We start from the raw sequence: 14,778 nt of genomic DNA, 5'->3' as shown, positions 1-14,778 counted from the left end.
GTGAAAGCGGCGACGCTGCGGCAATAGCCGCACTTGAGGCCGCCGAGAAAAAAGCCGAAGCCGCTAGCTTTTTCGACTAGAAAAAGGCCGCCCCACGGGCGGCCTTTTTCCTTCTCAACCGCGCCTCGTTACAACGAGGCCAGGCGCTCGCGCGCGACCTGGGTGTAATGCTCGGTCACCTCACACCCGGTCCAGCCATAGCCCTCAAGCTGGGCCGCCACCAGCGTGGTGCCGGAGCCGGCGAACGGATCGAGGATCCGCCCACCCGCCTCGGTGATCTTCACCAGTTGCTGCATCAAGGCGGTGGGCTTGCCGGTCATGTGCAGCTTGTCGGCCTTGCGAACCGGCTCGCGGATCACACCTGGCAGCACCGGCGCCCGCCTACTGAGCGACATGCTGCCCTTGCTACCCCACACCACATACTCGGCTTGGTTGCGGAAGCGGCCGAGCTGCGGCCGCACGCCTTCGGTCTTGTCCCAGACCGTGATGCCGCGCCAGGTGAAGCCGGCGCATTGCAGCGCGTCGGTGGTCAAGGGCAATTGCCTCCAGTCGGTGAACAGACACACCGGGGCGCCATCCTTCAGCACACGCGCGCACTCAGTGAGCCACAACGTCATCCAGCGCAGGTGTGACCGCTGATCGCGCTCGTCGCCGGCAAAGTCGGCGTGCAGCAATGCGCCGCCTCCCTGGACGTATTTTTCCGACGGCGGCCGCTGCCGGGCGCTGGCGTTCAGGCCACCGCTGGCATACGGCGGATCGGTGATCAGTGCATCGAAAGAGCCGGCCTCAAGAGTCGGCAGCAGGGACAGGGCGTCGCCCTTCAACAGCTGGTTTTGCATGGCAAGAGCCTTCTTCGAATCGCTCGCGGCGATCTGTCGGGAGGCTCTCGGCCTTCATGTGATTGAGCGTGCCGCAGCGTGGGCACTTGATCTGTAGCTCGGTGAACGCACCCGCACGCGCCAACAGGCGCGCGCAGTCACCGCAGCGGAGGTTTTTCAGGCCGTGGTGCATCATGCGGACGGCAACTCCAGCGGCTTGAAGCGGATTACCTCTTCGCCGATCCATTCGTTGATGCGCTGCATGCGCACCTGCAGGGGCACCAGCTCGTTCGATTCCCACACCGTCGAGGCGTCGCGGATCGAGCCGAAGCCGCCTGAGTTTTGCGGCACCACGCCCAGCAGCTGCGGGTAGACGCGCACCGAGGCCAGCACGTCGTCGCGGGTGGTGCTCTTGATGCCCGTGAACTCGTCTTTGGCCGCCACCTCGCTGACCGGGATTAGCTTCAAGCCATCCTTGTTGCCATTGGGCGAGTGCAGGAACAGGTTGCGGAAATTGCCCGGCCCGCGCGCGTTCTTCAGCGCCTCGCGCAACGCATCCACGTCCTTGTCCGATGGCTGCGGATCGGTCAGGTGCAGGATGAAACCCGCGTGCGAGCCGTTGTTGTAATACTTCCGGCGGAACAACGTCGCCGATTCGTTGAGCAACGCCGACTGCAGGGCCGGCAACCACTCGGGGATGCCGTAGATCTCCTGATTGATGTCCGCCTCGCGCAGCTGATAGACGCTGTTGGGCGCGAACTCGAACTCCTCGCCGGTGGTGCGCACCTGGAAGTAGCGGCCCGGCTCGACGCCGCGCCGCATGTATTTGGCCAAGGCCGGCACCAGCGCCAGCGGCCCGCGCAGCATCGAATTGCGCCGCTCGACGTAGGCCATGCCCAGGTGCGTGAAATCCAGCGCCAGCTGCTCGAAAGCCTCACGCGAAAGCAGCCGGTGAGGCTGGAAGGTCCGCACCAGCATGTTGGTCTTGAAGCGCAGGCCAGAGCCGAGGAAAACGTTGGCGCGCGTGGTCTTTGCCAGGCCTTCCAAGCTGATCGGCGGCTCGTAGTAGCGGCCGTTGTTCCAGCACTCGATGTAGTCCAGCAGGCCGCGCGAATCGAGCACGGGCACCGGATCGCCGAAGGTGAAGGCCTCCATGCGAGCAGGCGCGGCCACGGTGTCATTCATCCGATAATCTCCAGGGTGCTGGTGCGCTGGTTGCCGGCGTGCGGCGCTTCCAGCGGTTCGTTGGCCAGGGCATGCAGCAGCGCCCACGCAAGGTCGGCGTGGCCGGTCTCTTCCTTCCGGTCGGCCATGTAGGTCATCTGCCGCCCGCTGGCGGTCATGGTCTTTTTGATCGACATCAGCGACTGCGGAATATCCGTGGCGCCTGCATCCCACTCGATGCGGCCGTTGCTGATCACGTCGAAGCCCTTCATCACCAGGCGCGATTTCACCTCCGGCGAGTAGCTGAAGGTGACCAGGTTGGGGAAGAACGTCCGCACGATCTGCGCCACGCCCGTGCCCATGCCGGTGATGTCGATGCCGATGTAGGTCACCCAGTAGCGCTCGGTGATCTTGCGGATGGCCTCAGCCTGCGCCGCGAAGTCCTTGTTGCGGAACTGGTGGCGCTCCAGCACGCGGAATTTTCCGCCCGGCGTCTGTGGTGGCGCGAGTACGACCAGGCCGGCGCTGTCGCCCGTCTCCGCTGGGTCGTATCCGACCCACACGGCACGGTCACCGAATGGCCGGCGCGCGAAAGGCTTGAAGTCGTCGGCCCATTCGATCCAGCTATCGACGCCGCACGGCTGCAGCATGGCCAGCGGGAATACGCTGGCGCTGTCGTCGACGAACTCGCACATCAGCAAGTTGGCGAACGCATCCGGGCTGTATTCCTCGCGCAGCTCGTCGATGTCGAACAGCTGGCAGCCCCGGCGCGCCGCATCCATGATCGTTACGATCTGACGCCACACGCGGTCCTCGCACGCGCGGCCCGGCGCAAGGGCGCCGTGGGTCACCTCGAGCTTGATGCGCTGGTCTGCCGGCTTGCCGCGGTTGCGCCGCTCGCCCGTCCAGAAGCTGTAGGCCTGGTGGGCCATGCTCGACGGCGTGCTGAAGTAGGTCTTGCGCCACTTCTTGTGCATGGCCATGCCGCTGGCCACCTTGTTCAGCTCGTCGAACCCGTGGGTCCAGAAGAACTCGTCGAAGTAGAAATTGCCGTGATAGCCCTGCGCGGTGCGCGCATTGGTGCCCAGGAAGAAAAGCTCCGCGCCGTTGGCCAGCACGATGCTATCGGCGCCGCGAAGATCCTTGTCCAGCACCTCGCGCACGAAGGACTGCATGTAGCCGCGGAACAGGAAGGCCTGCGCCTTGGACGCGCTCAGAAAAATCTGATTCCGTCCCGTGGTCAACGCGTCGATCAGCGCTTCGCGGGCGAAGTAATAGGTGGCGCCGATCTGGCGGGACTTCAGGATGGCGCGCGTGCGCTGGGTGCCAGCCCGGTACCAGTCGCGCTGGTAGTCGAAACAGCCCTCCAAAAAAGCATCGGTCAGCCGCTCGATGTCCTCTTCGGTGAACTCGTTGCGCTTGGGCTTCTTCTTCTCGCCAGCGTTGCGGTTAGCCACAGCCGGATTGAGGTCGGCCTCATTACCACCGCCCTGGTACCGCTGGATCCGGGCCTGACGCTCCAGCTGCCGGTGCAGCAGATCGATCTCTTTGTAATCGCCGCTGGTCTTCTGCGGCTTCATGACCAGCATCACCAGGCGCGCTTCGAGCGCACCGCCGATGCGTTCGATGCTGTCGGCGCGGTCCCACTCGTCACGCGCCTTCCAGCTGTGTATGGTCTTTTCTTTCTCGCCGGTGGCCTCGGCGATGTCACAAATGCGCCACCCCATCCAATACAGGAACTTAGCCTGCCGGCGGGTATCCATGGGGAGCTGGTCGACGAGCGCGTTCACCCATCTAGGGTGACTTCCACCCCCCGCCGCATACAGAAAATCACCGCGTAAAGGCGGCTGCTACAACGCGGCCGCGTTGCCGCTGTTGCCGCCCCTGCCGACCATGGATGCTCAAGCGCAAAGACCGCTTTGGCATACACGCAGAGGACACCCATGTCGGCCCAGACCAAGAAGTTCCGCTCAAAGTTTTTCCGCGTCGCAGTGGAAGGCGCCACGACCGATGGCCGCGTGATCGAGCGCACCTGGATCGAACAGATGGCGTCGAGCTACGACCCCAAGACGTACGCCGCGCGGGTCTGGATCGAGCATATGCGCAGCATGCTGCCTGACAGCCCGTTTCGCGCCTATGGCGACGTAACCGCGCTTAAGGCCGAAGAGGTCGAAGTCGGCGGCGAGAAGAAGCTGGCGCTGTTCGCCCAGATCGAACCGACCAAGGACCTGGTCGCCATCGTCAACACTCTCAAGCAGAAGCTGTTCACCAGCATCGAGGTCGCGGAGAAGTTCGCCGCCACGGGCAAGGCGTACTTCGTCGGCCTGGCGGTCACCGACTCGCCGGCAAGCCTGGGCACCGAGATGTTGGCGTTTGCCTCGCAGAATCCGGACGCAAGCCCGCTCAAGGCGCGCAAGCAGGCTGCGGACAACCTGTTCACCGCGGCCGCTGAGGCGAGCATCGAGCTGGAAGAGGTTAGCGCAGCCCCGCCGCCGGTCAGTGCTCTGGCAAAGATGTTCGCCGCCATCGGCTTCGCCCCCGCTCAACCTGCCGTACCGGAGCCGCCGGCACCGCAGGATGTCAGCGCCTTCGGCGCGCAGCTGCTGGAGCATTTCACTCTGCAGGAGCAGGCCACCGCCGACCTGAGCGAACGGCTCAACAAGAGCGATGCGGCCTTCACCAAGCTCAGCGGGGAGGTCTCCGACCTGGTCAAGCGTCTGGGTGAGACCGCAGCCCCCTTCAACCAGCGCCCCGTGGTGGCTGGCCCGACCGGCGACGACGCCACCGACTGCTGACCGCCGACTGCGGCACACCCCCCCCCATCCGAGCACCAGGAGCCACACATGCGCCCGCATACCCGTACCGCCTTCGACGCCTATACCGCGCGTGTCGCGCAGCTCAACAACGTTGCTAACCCCGAGAAGGCTTTCTCGGTCGACCCGACTGTGCAGCAGACGATGGAGGCGCGCCAGCAGGAAAGCAGCGGCTTCCTGAGCGCCATCAACGTGATCGGCGTGGAAGAGCTGGTCGGTGACAAGGTGGGCGTCGGCGTATCCGGCACCATCGCCGGTCGCACGGACACCAGCGGCGACGCCGAGCGCAAGCCGCGCGACGTCACGGCCCTGGATAAGAACGGTTACCAGTGCGTGCAGACCGACTTCGACACCGGCATCCCCTACGCCCGCCTCGACGCCTGGGCGCGCCAGAAGAACTTCCAGGCCTTGGTGCGCGATGCCATCCTGCGTCGCCAGGCGCTCGACCGCATCATGATCGGCTTCAACGGCACCAGCGCCGCCGCGACCACGGATCGCGTTGCCAACCCGCTGCTGCAGGACGTCAACAAGGGCTGGCTGCAGCAGTACCGCGAGAAAGCCCCTGCGCGCGTGATGGCCGGGGGTAAGACGGCCGGCACGGTGAAGATCGGCGGCACCAACGCCGACTACGCCAACATCGACGCGCTGGTCATGGATGCGGTTTCGCAGCTGGTCGACCCGTGGCACCGCAAGGATCCGGGCCTGGTCGTGATCCTGGGCCGCGACCTGATCCACGACAAGTATTTCCCGATCATCAACAAGGAGCTGGCGCCGACCGAGCAGCTGGCCGCGGATCTGGTGCTGGGCACCAAGCGCATCGGCGGACTGCAGCCGGTCGACGTGCCGTTCATCCCAGACGATGCGCTGATGATCACCAGCCTGACCAACCTGTCGCTGTACTGGCAGATCGGCGGGCGCCGCCGCTACATCGTCGAGCAGCCGCAGAAGAACCGGGTGGCGAACTTCGAGTCGTCCAACGACGCCTACGTGGTCGAGGACTACGGCCTGGGCTGCGTGGTCGAGAACATCCAGATCGGCGACGAAGGCTAAGCCACCATGGCCCACAGCCCAGCCAAAGCCCACCTCAGCCGCGTTCGCGCGGCTGAGGAAGCGGTCAAGCGCCGCGACAGCGACCCCGCAGAGGACACGCCGGAATATCACCTGCAGCTGATCCAGCTGGCCGAGCATCGCCTGCGCCTGAAGAACATCCAGTCGGAGGAAGGCAAGGCGATATTCAAGGCCGAGATCCTGCCCGACTACTACCCCTACCTCGAAGGCGTGCTCAAGGCCGATGCCGGCGCGGTAGATGAAGTCGTGACCACGTGCATGGTCTGGGCCATGGATGCCGGCGAATTCGCCTACGCGCTGGACCTTGCCGACTACGTGCTGCGCCATGGCCTGGTCATGCCCGATCGCTTCAAGCGCACCACCGGGTGCCTGGTTGCCGAGGAAGTGGCCGAAGCCGCGCTCAAGGCACAGGCGGCCGGAAAGGACTTTGACCCGGTCCAGCTGGCCCGCGCTGCGGCGTTGACCGAAAAGCAGGACATGCCAGACGAGGTGCGCGCCAAGCTGTTCCTGGCCGCCGGCCGTGGCGTGATCCGTACGGCCACCGACGATTCGACCCCGGCGCTGGAGGCCATGCAGCAGTGCGTGGCCGACTTGACCCGCGCCATTGAGTTGCATGGTGCATGCGGCGGCAAAAAGGATCTGGAGCGCGCCGAGCGCCTGCTCAAGAAGCTGACCCAGGCCGAGTCCACGGCGAACCCGCCAGGCGACCCGCCCAACGAACAGACCGGCCAGTCCGGTTAACCGAGCGTCCCCGCAACCCCGCCGGCTCGGGGCTGATCCAAAACGACCTCTCTCCCGTTTTGGTGAAGCCCCGACCACCGGCGTCCTATTCGAGTGCGTATGTCCGGATTCATCGCCAATGGCGTCAGCACCCCCGTCGAGGCCATCCAGTCCGATGGCTGGTGGCCTGTGGTCAAGCCCGACGACATCCGCAGCTGCATGCGCCTGGATGGCTCAATCTCCGCCGAGCGGTTGCGCTACACGCTGGTGGCGGCCATCTCCACGGTCAACGATGAGCTGCAGGCGTGGAAACAGGTCCAGACACTGGCGGGCCACACCTCGCTGGGGGAAGTGCCGGCCGAGTCGATCGACGGCACCTCTCGCCTGGTCCATCTCTATCTCCGCGCCATCGCGTGCTGTGCAGCGGCCGAGGTCGCCGAGCGCTATCGCTCCTTCGACGCCACCGACAGCGCCAACCAGCGCGCCGACGACCTCAGCCCCTCCATCGACGAGCTGCGCCGCGACATGCGCAACGCCATCCGCGATTTCAAAGGCGTGCGCCGCATCACCGTGGAGCTCATCTGATGCAGGTGTTCGCTGCGCAAGGGGACACGCTCGACGCCCTCTGCTACCGCTACCTGGGAGCCACCGCTGACGTTGTGGAAAACGCGATGGAGCTCAACCCCGGCTTGGCCGAGCTGGGCGCGACCTTGCCCCACGGAACTCCCGTGGTCCTACCCGACACCCCGCCGGCGGCCGCCACGCGCGCCCTGGTCCAGCTTTGGGATTGACCATGACCGAGCCTGCCTCCGCCACTTCCATGACCCTGGCCGCTACCGGCGTCAGCATTGCCGCGATGATGCCCAACATGGACGGCAACGCGCTGATCGGCGCGTTCGCCGGCGCCACGCTGTTCGCCGTGTCTGCGCACTCGCGGCCGCTGCTGGAGCGGCTGCTGTACCTGATGGTGAGCCTGATCGGCGGCTACCTGGCCAGCGGCGAGTTGGTGGGCTGGGGGATGCGATCCAGCGGCCTGGCCGCCTTTTTCTCTTCGGCGGTGATCGTGACTTTGACCCTGGCCGCGATCGAGCGCGCCAAGGCCGTCGACATCTTCGGCTTTTTGAGTTGGATCCGGCGCGGAGGGCCGCCCAGTGCGTGAGCTCATCACCATCCTGACGCTAGTGCTAAACGCCGGCATCTGTTTCCGGCTGCTGACCTACCGCAGCGGCCCGGAGACCCGCCACCGGCGCGCCGTAGGGCTCCTGGCGTGGCTCCTGATCGCCAGCACCGGATCGCACGCGTTGCAGATCCTGCTGATCGGCTGCGCCGCCGAGGTCAACGTCTGGCAGCTCATCGTGCTGACCGTGCTGCTGATCCTCGCATTCCGCGCCAACGGCAACGTCGCGCGCCTACTCAGGATGGATCGATGAACGTCACCGACGAGACCCTTGCCCGGATCATGCAGGTACCCGTTGCGCGCGTGCAGCGCTGGACGCCGCACGTCAATGCGGCCATGGATGAGTTCAGCATCCGTAGCCTCAAGCACACCGCCGGCTTCCTTGCCCAGGTCGGACACGAGAGCCTGAGTCTGTCGCGCGTGGTGGAGAACCTCAGCTACAGCACGGCCGAGCGCATTGTGAAGGTGTTCCGCCGGTTCGACCTCAACGGCAACCGCGCCATCGAGCAGTCCGAACTGGACTTCGCAAAGCGATTCGTCCGACAGCCAGAAGCGCTGGCCAACTTCGCCTATGCCGGGCGCGGCGGAAATGGCGACCAGGCAAGCGGTGACGGCTGGCGCTACCGCGGCCGCGGTCCGCTGCAGAACACCCTGCGTGACGGCTATGCCCGCACCGGGCGCCGCATCGGGCTGGACCTGCTGGCCGCCCCCGACCTGCTACTGGAGCCGCACCACGGCATGCGCGCGGCCGGGGCGTTCTGGCTCGACAACGGGCTCAATGCGTGGGCAGACGCCGGCGACGTGCTGGCCATGAGCCGCGGCGTCAACCTGGGCAATCCCCGCTCGCGCAACACGCCGGAAGGCATGGAGGATCGCGCCTCGCGCTGGCGCCGCGCCCTGCAGATCCTGGGAGCGCTGTGATGGGCGCCGATCCGCTGAAGCCCTATCTGGACGCGCTCAAGTGGCTGGCTGTCGTCGCCTTCGTGATCGGCTGGGGCTGGTACTGGCACCACGAAGGTGCCGCCGCCTGGCAGGCGCGCTACGAGGCAGAGGTAGCGGCCCACAAGACCACCAAGGAGGAAAACGCCAGCGTGCTGCATGGCCTAGCCGAGCGCGCACGCGAGGTGGCCGACAAGGCAAAGGTGGCCAGCGAGGCGCTGGCGACCTATCGCAAATCCAACGACGAACGCTACGCGAGGGAAATCCAAGATGCGAAACAAGCTGCTGTTGATCTGCGTGCTGATCTGCGCACTGGTGCTGTGCAGCTGCAGCCATGGTGGCAGTGTGGTGCTACGCCCGGGGCCGGCACCGGTGACGCTGCAGCCCTTGCCAGCGGCCAAGACCTCGCCGCCGAACTTCGGTACCAGGGCGCGCAAGAGGATGTTGAGGACGGAGATTCCGCCGACGCCTGGATCACCTGGCTACAAAGCGAACTGATCGATACGCGCCGACAGGTGGTGGCCGCAGGCTGCGCCGTGGAGGCCTCACCGTGATCAAGCCTGCGCTGCTGCGCGCGGCCCTGGAGGCGGCCCTACCCGAGCTCGCGCGGGACAAGGATCGGCTTCTGATCTTCGCAGACGGCGGCAGCGTGGTTTCCACCGGCGCCGAAGGGCGATCTTTCGAGTGGCGCTACACCCTCAACGCCATCGTGACCGACTACGCGGGCGACCCGAACCTGGTGATGCTGACCCTGCTGGATTGGGCGCGCGTGAACCAGAGTGAGCTACTAGATGCGCCGTCGATGCGCGAGCGCATCGCCTTCGAGGTCGATGTGCTGGCAAACGACAAGGTCGACCTGGACATCAAAGTCCCGCTGACCGAGCGCGCCATCGTGACCACGGACGCGCAAGGCGCCACGGTGATCACCATGGCACCCGAGCCGTCGCCGGTCGATCAATGGACGCTCTGACCGGCCTGGATGAGTGGCTGCAGCCGATGCTGCAGCGCCTGGAGCCGCCGGCACGCGCCCGTCTGGCCCGCGACGTGGCCAGGTCGCTGCAGACCGCCCAGCGCGATCGCATCGGTCAGCAGCGCAACCCGGACGGCACGCCCTATCTGCGGCGAAAGAACCAGAAGCGCGCCAAGGCAGGGCGCATCAAGCGGCGCAAGATGTTCGCCAAGCTGCGCCAGTCCAAGTACCTCAAAGCCCGAGGCACGCCCAGCGAGGCCGTGGTGATGTTCACGCGCCGGGCTGCGCGGATCGCCCGCGTGCACCAGGAAGGGCTGGTCGATGCCGTGCGGCCCGGCGGCCCGCGGGTGAGGTACGAGCGTCGGCAGTTGCTCGGCTTCAGCGACGCCGACCAGCAGCGGATCCGCGACGCGGTGCTGGAGCACTTGCGGGGCCTGTAGCAGGCGCCGCTACACACCGGCCGGCTGTCGCGCGCGCGTATGCGCCCCGACGCTTGTCCCATGTCCACGTTCACCGCGATCGATCTCTCCCGCCTGCCCGCGCCCAGCGTGGTGGAAACGATCGCCTATGAGGTGTTGCTGGCTGAATACATCGCCAGCCTGCGCCAGCTCGATGCGTCTTTCGACGCACTGGTCGAGTCGGATCCGGCGTACAAGATCATGCAGGTCGCCGCCTACCGCGAAATGATCCTGCGGCAGCGGATCAACGACGCTGCCCGGGCCGTGATGCTCGCCTACGCCATGGGCGCCGACCTCGACCAGCTGGCCGCGATCCTGGGCGTCATGCGCCTGGTGCTGGACCCCGGCAATGCCGAGCAGGGCGTCGGCCCGACGCTGGAGCCGGACGAAGACTTCCGGCGCCGCATCCAGCTGGCGCCCGAGGGATTCAGCGTCGCCGGCCCGGAGGGCGCGTACATCTACCACGCACTCAGCGCCGACAGCCGGGTACTGGACGCCAGCGCAAGTAGCCCGGAACCCGACGACGTGCGGGGCATCGTGATGGACGTACTGGCGGCCAACGGCGCATCGGCCGCCCTGGTGGACGCCATGACCGCCGCACTCGATGCAGCCACCTGGCCGGGCACGGTCGTCATCTCGGTGCTGGCCCGGGCGGGTGATGGCACCGCGGACGACGACCTCGTCCAGAGCGTTGCCCAGGCACTGGCGGCGGACGACGTGCGTCCGTTGACCGATCACGTCACCGTCCAATCGGCTCAGATCACGACCTACCAGGTGGCCGCGACCATCTACACCTTCGCCGGACCGGACTCGTCGGTGGTCATGGCGGACGCCGAAAGTCGCCTGCAGGCGTATGTCATTGGCTGCCATCGCATGGGCCGCGACGTCACCCGGTCCGGTCTCTATGCCGCGTTGCACACCGAGGGCGTGCAGCGGGTGGAGCTCACCAGCCCCGCCAGCGACGTTGTCATCGACCGCGCGGGCGCCAGTTACTGCAGCCAGATCGAGCTGGTCCATGGCGGCGTGGATGAGTAGCGCCTCGCTGCTACCGCCGAACGCCACGGCCACTGAGCGCCAGATCGAAGCGGCAGCGTCCCAGCTTGCGGACTTGCCCGTCCCGCTGCGCGATCTGTGGAACGCCGACACCTGCCCCGAGGCGTTGCTGCCGTGGCTGGCCTGGGGCCTGGGCATCGACGCCTGGAAGGACTACTGGCCGGTGTACGTGAAGCGCGCACGGATCCGCGCGGCCATCGAGATCCAGCGCCGCAAGGGCACCGCTCAGAGCGTGCGCCAGGTCGTGGAGTCGTTCGGCGGCGCCGTCGATCTGCGTGAGTGGCACCAGCAGCAGCCGCCGGGCGTGCCCCACACCTTCCAAATGACGCTCACGGTGACCGGGGCCGGTGGTGCCGAGGCCAGCGCGGGCTTCGTCGACGACGTAATCGCCGAGGTCCAGCGGACCAAGCCGGTGCGCTCGCACTTCACCTTCACCCAGGGGCTCGCCGCGGCCGCGCGCGTGCCGGTGGTGGCCGCGGCGCGGGTGGTCGCGTTCCGCCGCATGCAATTCAACACGAACTGACAGGGGTCCCCATGGCCGGTTTTCAGATCAAGGTGACCGACGCAGGCCGTGCGGCGCTGGTCAATGCGCAGAACAACGGCACGCTGCCGGTGCTGATCACGCAGGCGGGCGTTACCGCAACCGCTTTCACCGCCACCGGCGGCACCACAGCCGTGCCAGGCGAACTCAAGCGACTGGCGACGATTGCCGGCGGCGCCTCAGCGGTGGACACCCTGCACGTCACCATCCGCGACGACGGCAGCTCCAACTACACCTTGCGCGGCTTCGGGCTCTATCTTGCCGACGGTACCTTGTTTGCTGCCTATGGCCAGGCCGATCCCATTCTGGAAAAGGCGGCCCAGTCCACGCTGCTGCTGGCCGCGGACGTCATCTTCGCCGACATCGACGCCAGCTCGATCGTGTTCGGTGACACGAACTTCACGGTCGGCCCCGCCACCACCTCAGCGGCTGGCATCTCAGAGCTCGCCACGCCCGAGGAGGCAATCACCGGCGCCGATAGCACGCGTGCGATGACGCCAGCGGCTGCCAAGGCCGCGCTGGATGCGCGTCTCGGCGTGGGCGCGCCGTCGACCTTCTTCAAGCCGCTCCTGGCACTGGCCACGGCTGCACTCATCCGCTCGGCATTGGAGCTCAAAGGCGCCGCCCTGAAGGATGAAGGCCCCGGCAAGGGCTTGGACGCTGACCTGCTCGACGGCCAGCACGGCGCCTACTATCTCAGCTGGACCAACGTCACGGAGAAGCCCGAGCTGGACGACTTGGACGGCGTCCTTTCCATCGCCCGAGGTGGGACAGGCGCAACCAATGAGACCGCCGCCAGGTCCAATCTCGGCCTTGGTACTGCTGCAGTGATGGACGTTGGAAACAGCGGCACAGCTCTCCCGCGCCTGGACACCGCGAACGTGTGGTCGCAGACGCAGCGGTTCGCACAGCTCTCGATCGCTGTCGACAACCTCCTCCTCTACCAGTCCTCGACGAACGCGCTCAGTGTTCGGTCAGGATCTGCGGGTGCCTACTCCTACTTCAACTTTGCTGCGAATGGCGACTTCGTTGTCAATAACGGGTCGCTGCGCTCCAGCGGCGGATTCCAGCCCATCTCCTCACGAGAGCTGAAGACCGCTTTCCGGGCCAACCCCTATGGACTCGAACACGTGCTGCGCCTGGAAACCACGCTAGGCAAGTATCGGAAGTGGTTCAACCGGGACGGCCTGGAGCGAGTGTTCCACATCGCAGAGAACATCGCAGACGTCATGCCGCAAGTCGCGGCCGGTGGCGGCATTGAAGCCATCCCGCCAGGCTCTGCCAAGCCGCAGCAGTACGGAGGCTACAGCATTGAGCAGCTGCTTGCTGTCCATACCAAGGCAATCCAGGACCTGCACGCCATCGTCGTAGCGCAGGGCCGGCGTGTCGCACAACTCGAAGGAGACACCGCGTGACCAATACCCGCATTCGTAGCATCGCCGATGGCGTGCAGGCTGAGCGCATCGCCACTGAAACCCACATGTTTTATGACCCGCTGACTCAAGACGCGCAGGTGGTGTTTCAAGGCCAGGAGTTCCTTGACGTCGCCGGCGTGTTGACTCAGCCGCTCGACGGCCGCGAGGCCTTGCAGACATCGCTTGCAGCGCTGGCAGCACGCAAGTTTGCCGTTGGAGTAGATCCGATTACCGGTGCGGACCTGTCGGACATCAGCGGCGCCGGCGTAACGATGATCCTCAAGGCCATCTACGACACGCTGCATAACGAGGTGCATGCGCCAGAGCCAGCGGCCTCGGAAGCCGAGTGACCGCGTCGTGACCACCTCGTTCCGCACCAGCGCCGGCTTCGACCTGGATGATGTGTTCGATCTCTACGTCCAAGGCACCAAACCTGGCCCGACCGGCTATCGCACCGGCGACGGTACCGATATCAATCAGCGTTATGCGCCCTTGGCATACGGCAGCCAGGCAGCTGACACCGGATTCCGCGTCTCCAATGGCTCCGACGTGAAAACACTCTTCGCCAAGAAGGGAACTGCAAGCTACGCCCTTGGATTCAACGGCAAAAGCTATAGCGCCACCGGCTCACGCTCAGGATTGCATGGGGGTTCCAGCGCCACCGTTGTGCTGACTATTGCTGCTGATGGCAGGTGGTCAGTGCAGGAGATCGGCACGACGGGGAGCGGCACTGTTGCGGCTTCTGGCACCTGGCTCATGCCGGGCGAGAATGCGGGCGCCTGCCAAGTCATGTTTGAATTTGTGATCAGCGGCAATGGCGCTTACAAGTGCTCGACCACGGCGGCCGCCTTTACCGCTCTCAGCGCAGACCAGTCAGTCGACGCGATGGCGTCCGGCTCCGCCGAGCAGGTATCGAGTGGGCAAGGCACCTTCAAGTGCTACCTGAGGCGACCGAATGGAAGCGTCACGGTGAGCGCTTGTAGCTTCACAGTCTCTGCGAACTGACGTTGTAGAGGGCCTGCAGACATCGCGCACCGCATGCCCGCGCGCGCGCCAGGTTTCAGCATGGGGGCATGTCAGCTGACCTGCCCCGGCTACTCTCCAACCTGATCCGCACCGGCACCATTGCCGAGGTGGATCCGGCACAGCAGCGCGTGCGCGTCAGCACGGGCGAGCTGACTACCGACTGGGCGCCGTGGTTCGCCAGGCGCGCCGGCAGCACCGTGACATGGTCGGCGCCCAGCGTGGGCGAGCAGGTGCTGGTGCTATGCCCCGAGGGCGACCCAGCCAACGCCGTGGTGCTCTGTGGCCTGTACTCGGACCAAGTCGCGCCGCCGTCGAGCGATCCGGCCGTGGACGTTGTGCAATACGCGGACGGTGCGCAGGTCGCCTACAACGCCCAGAGCCACGTGCTGTCCGCTGTTCTACCCGCAGGAGCAACGGTCCAGATCACGGCCGATGGTGGCACCACGATCAACGGCCCACTGACGGTGAACGGTGCCACCAAGATCGTCGGCGACACCGAGATCACCGGCAAGGCCACTGCGAGCGTCGATGTTGTCGGCGCGGGTATCAGCCTGAAGAATCACAAGCACAGTGGCGTGCAGTCTGGCAGTGCTCTCACCGGGGCGCCGCAGTGAAG

21 protein-coding genes are annotated in these 14,778 nt (G+C 65.9%); 17 read left to right on the top strand and 4 right to left on the bottom strand.

What is annotated here, in order from left to right; genetic code table 11:
• Nucleotides 1-128: 128 nt before the first annotated feature.
• From ACORQU_RS10390 to ACORQU_RS10375, 4 genes are read right to left on the bottom strand one after another with little or no spacing between them, the layout of a single operon-like run.
• On the bottom strand, nucleotides 129-839 hold the full coding sequence (locus ACORQU_RS10390) for a DNA-methyltransferase (RefSeq protein WP_491641113.1): 711 nt from the start codon (nucleotides 837-839) through the stop codon (nucleotides 129-131).
• Nucleotides 787-1,011, bottom strand: coding sequence for a Com family DNA-binding transcriptional regulator (locus ACORQU_RS10385; RefSeq protein ID WP_491645058.1), 225 nt, complete (start codon nucleotides 1,009-1,011; stop codon nucleotides 787-789). Before ACORQU_RS10385 ends, ACORQU_RS10390 begins: the two co-directional genes overlap by 53 nt.
• Complete coding sequence (locus tag ACORQU_RS10380) at nucleotides 1,011-2,003, bottom strand: phage portal protein (protein WP_491641112.1); 993 nt, start codon at nucleotides 2,001-2,003, stop codon at nucleotides 1,011-1,013. The genes ACORQU_RS10385 and ACORQU_RS10380 overlap by 1 nt, the downstream gene beginning before the upstream one ends.
• Nucleotides 2,000-3,745: a terminase large subunit domain-containing protein gene (locus ACORQU_RS10375; RefSeq protein ID WP_491641111.1), complete on the bottom strand. Its 1,746-nt coding sequence runs from the start codon at nucleotides 3,743-3,745 to the stop codon at nucleotides 2,000-2,002. The genes ACORQU_RS10380 and ACORQU_RS10375 overlap by 4 nt, the downstream gene beginning before the upstream one ends.
• 180 nt (nucleotides 3,746-3,925) lie before the next feature.
• On the opposite strand from ACORQU_RS10375, the gene ACORQU_RS10370 reads away from it, so the two are divergent.
• The 17 genes from ACORQU_RS10370 (at nucleotide 3,926) to ACORQU_RS10290 (ending at nucleotide 14,776) form a co-directional block, all read left to right on the top strand.
• Entirely contained in the window at nucleotides 3,926-4,777 is an 852-nt protein-coding gene (locus ACORQU_RS10370; protein ID WP_491641110.1) for a GPO family capsid scaffolding protein, read from the top strand.
• Nucleotides 4,778-4,825: 48 nt separating this feature from the next.
• On the top strand, nucleotides 4,826-5,845 hold the full coding sequence (locus ACORQU_RS10365) for a phage major capsid protein, P2 family (RefSeq protein WP_491641109.1): 1,020 nt from the start codon (nucleotides 4,826-4,828) through the stop codon (nucleotides 5,843-5,845).
• Between the two features lie 6 nt (nucleotides 5,846-5,851).
• Nucleotides 5,852-6,604: a phage terminase small subunit gene (gene gpM / locus ACORQU_RS10360; protein WP_491641108.1), complete on the top strand. Its 753-nt coding sequence runs from the start codon at nucleotides 5,852-5,854 to the stop codon at nucleotides 6,602-6,604.
• A 99-nt stretch (nucleotides 6,605-6,703) separates the two neighbouring features.
• Nucleotides 6,704-7,168 carry a head completion/stabilization protein gene (locus ACORQU_RS10355; protein WP_491641107.1) on the top strand — a complete coding sequence of 155 codons (465 nt, stop codon included), beginning with the start codon at nucleotides 6,704-6,706 and terminating at the stop codon, nucleotides 7,166-7,168.
• A complete protein-coding gene (locus ACORQU_RS10350) occupies nucleotides 7,168-7,374 on the top strand; it encodes a tail protein X (protein ID WP_491641106.1) in 207 nt (68 codons plus the stop codon). The genes ACORQU_RS10355 and ACORQU_RS10350 overlap by 1 nt, the downstream gene beginning before the upstream one ends.
• A gap of 2 nt (nucleotides 7,375-7,376) precedes the next feature.
• Nucleotides 7,377-7,742, top strand: coding sequence for a putative holin (locus ACORQU_RS10345; protein ID WP_491641105.1), 366 nt, complete (start codon nucleotides 7,377-7,379; stop codon nucleotides 7,740-7,742).
• Nucleotides 7,735-8,013 (top strand): phage holin family protein, encoded by a 279-nt coding sequence (locus tag ACORQU_RS10340; protein WP_491641104.1) that lies wholly within the window; start codon nucleotides 7,735-7,737, stop codon nucleotides 8,011-8,013. Before ACORQU_RS10345 ends, ACORQU_RS10340 begins: the two co-directional genes overlap by 8 nt.
• Nucleotides 8,010-8,681 (top strand): glycoside hydrolase family 19 protein, encoded by a 672-nt coding sequence (locus ACORQU_RS10335; protein WP_491641102.1) that lies wholly within the window; start codon nucleotides 8,010-8,012, stop codon nucleotides 8,679-8,681. Before ACORQU_RS10340 ends, ACORQU_RS10335 begins: the two co-directional genes overlap by 4 nt.
• A complete protein-coding gene (locus ACORQU_RS10330; RefSeq protein ID WP_491641101.1) occupies nucleotides 8,681-9,253 on the top strand; it encodes a hypothetical protein in 573 nt (190 codons plus the stop codon). Before ACORQU_RS10335 ends, ACORQU_RS10330 begins: the two co-directional genes overlap by 1 nt.
• Nucleotides 9,250-9,669: a phage tail protein gene (locus ACORQU_RS10325; RefSeq protein ID WP_491641100.1), complete on the top strand. Its 420-nt coding sequence runs from the start codon at nucleotides 9,250-9,252 to the stop codon at nucleotides 9,667-9,669. Before ACORQU_RS10330 ends, ACORQU_RS10325 begins: the two co-directional genes overlap by 4 nt.
• Nucleotides 9,657-10,109, top strand: coding sequence for a phage virion morphogenesis protein (locus ACORQU_RS10320; RefSeq protein ID WP_491641099.1), 453 nt, complete (start codon nucleotides 9,657-9,659; stop codon nucleotides 10,107-10,109). Before ACORQU_RS10325 ends, ACORQU_RS10320 begins: the two co-directional genes overlap by 13 nt.
• Before the next feature lie 60 nt (nucleotides 10,110-10,169).
• The gene (locus ACORQU_RS10315; protein WP_491641097.1) at nucleotides 10,170-11,162 is read left to right on the top strand and encodes a baseplate assembly protein; all 993 of its coding nucleotides are present in this window, start codon (nucleotides 10,170-10,172) and stop codon (nucleotides 11,160-11,162) included.
• The gene (locus tag ACORQU_RS10310; protein ID WP_491641096.1) at nucleotides 11,155-11,703 is read left to right on the top strand and encodes a phage tail protein I; all 549 of its coding nucleotides are present in this window, start codon (nucleotides 11,155-11,157) and stop codon (nucleotides 11,701-11,703) included. The genes ACORQU_RS10315 and ACORQU_RS10310 overlap by 8 nt, the downstream gene beginning before the upstream one ends.
• A gap of 11 nt (nucleotides 11,704-11,714) precedes the next feature.
• The gene (locus ACORQU_RS10305; protein WP_491641095.1) at nucleotides 11,715-13,136 is read left to right on the top strand and encodes a tail fiber protein; all 1,422 of its coding nucleotides are present in this window, start codon (nucleotides 11,715-11,717) and stop codon (nucleotides 13,134-13,136) included.
• Nucleotides 13,133-13,486, top strand: a complete 354-nt coding sequence (locus tag ACORQU_RS10300; RefSeq protein ID WP_491641094.1) for a hypothetical protein — start codon at nucleotides 13,133-13,135, stop codon at nucleotides 13,484-13,486. Before ACORQU_RS10305 ends, ACORQU_RS10300 begins: the two co-directional genes overlap by 4 nt.
• Before the next feature lie 7 nt (nucleotides 13,487-13,493).
• On the top strand, nucleotides 13,494-14,141 hold the full coding sequence (locus ACORQU_RS10295; protein WP_491641093.1) for a hypothetical protein: 648 nt from the start codon (nucleotides 13,494-13,496) through the stop codon (nucleotides 14,139-14,141).
• A 68-nt stretch (nucleotides 14,142-14,209) separates the two neighbouring features.
• Complete coding sequence (locus tag ACORQU_RS10290) at nucleotides 14,210-14,776, top strand: phage baseplate assembly protein V (RefSeq protein WP_491641092.1); 567 nt, start codon at nucleotides 14,210-14,212, stop codon at nucleotides 14,774-14,776.
• Nucleotides 14,777-14,778 lie beyond the last annotated feature (2 nt).

The sequence above is a fragment of the Pseudoxanthomonas sp. JC1303 genome (assembly GCF_058448525.1).
This window is presented reverse-complemented; position numbering and strand designations above follow the sequence as displayed.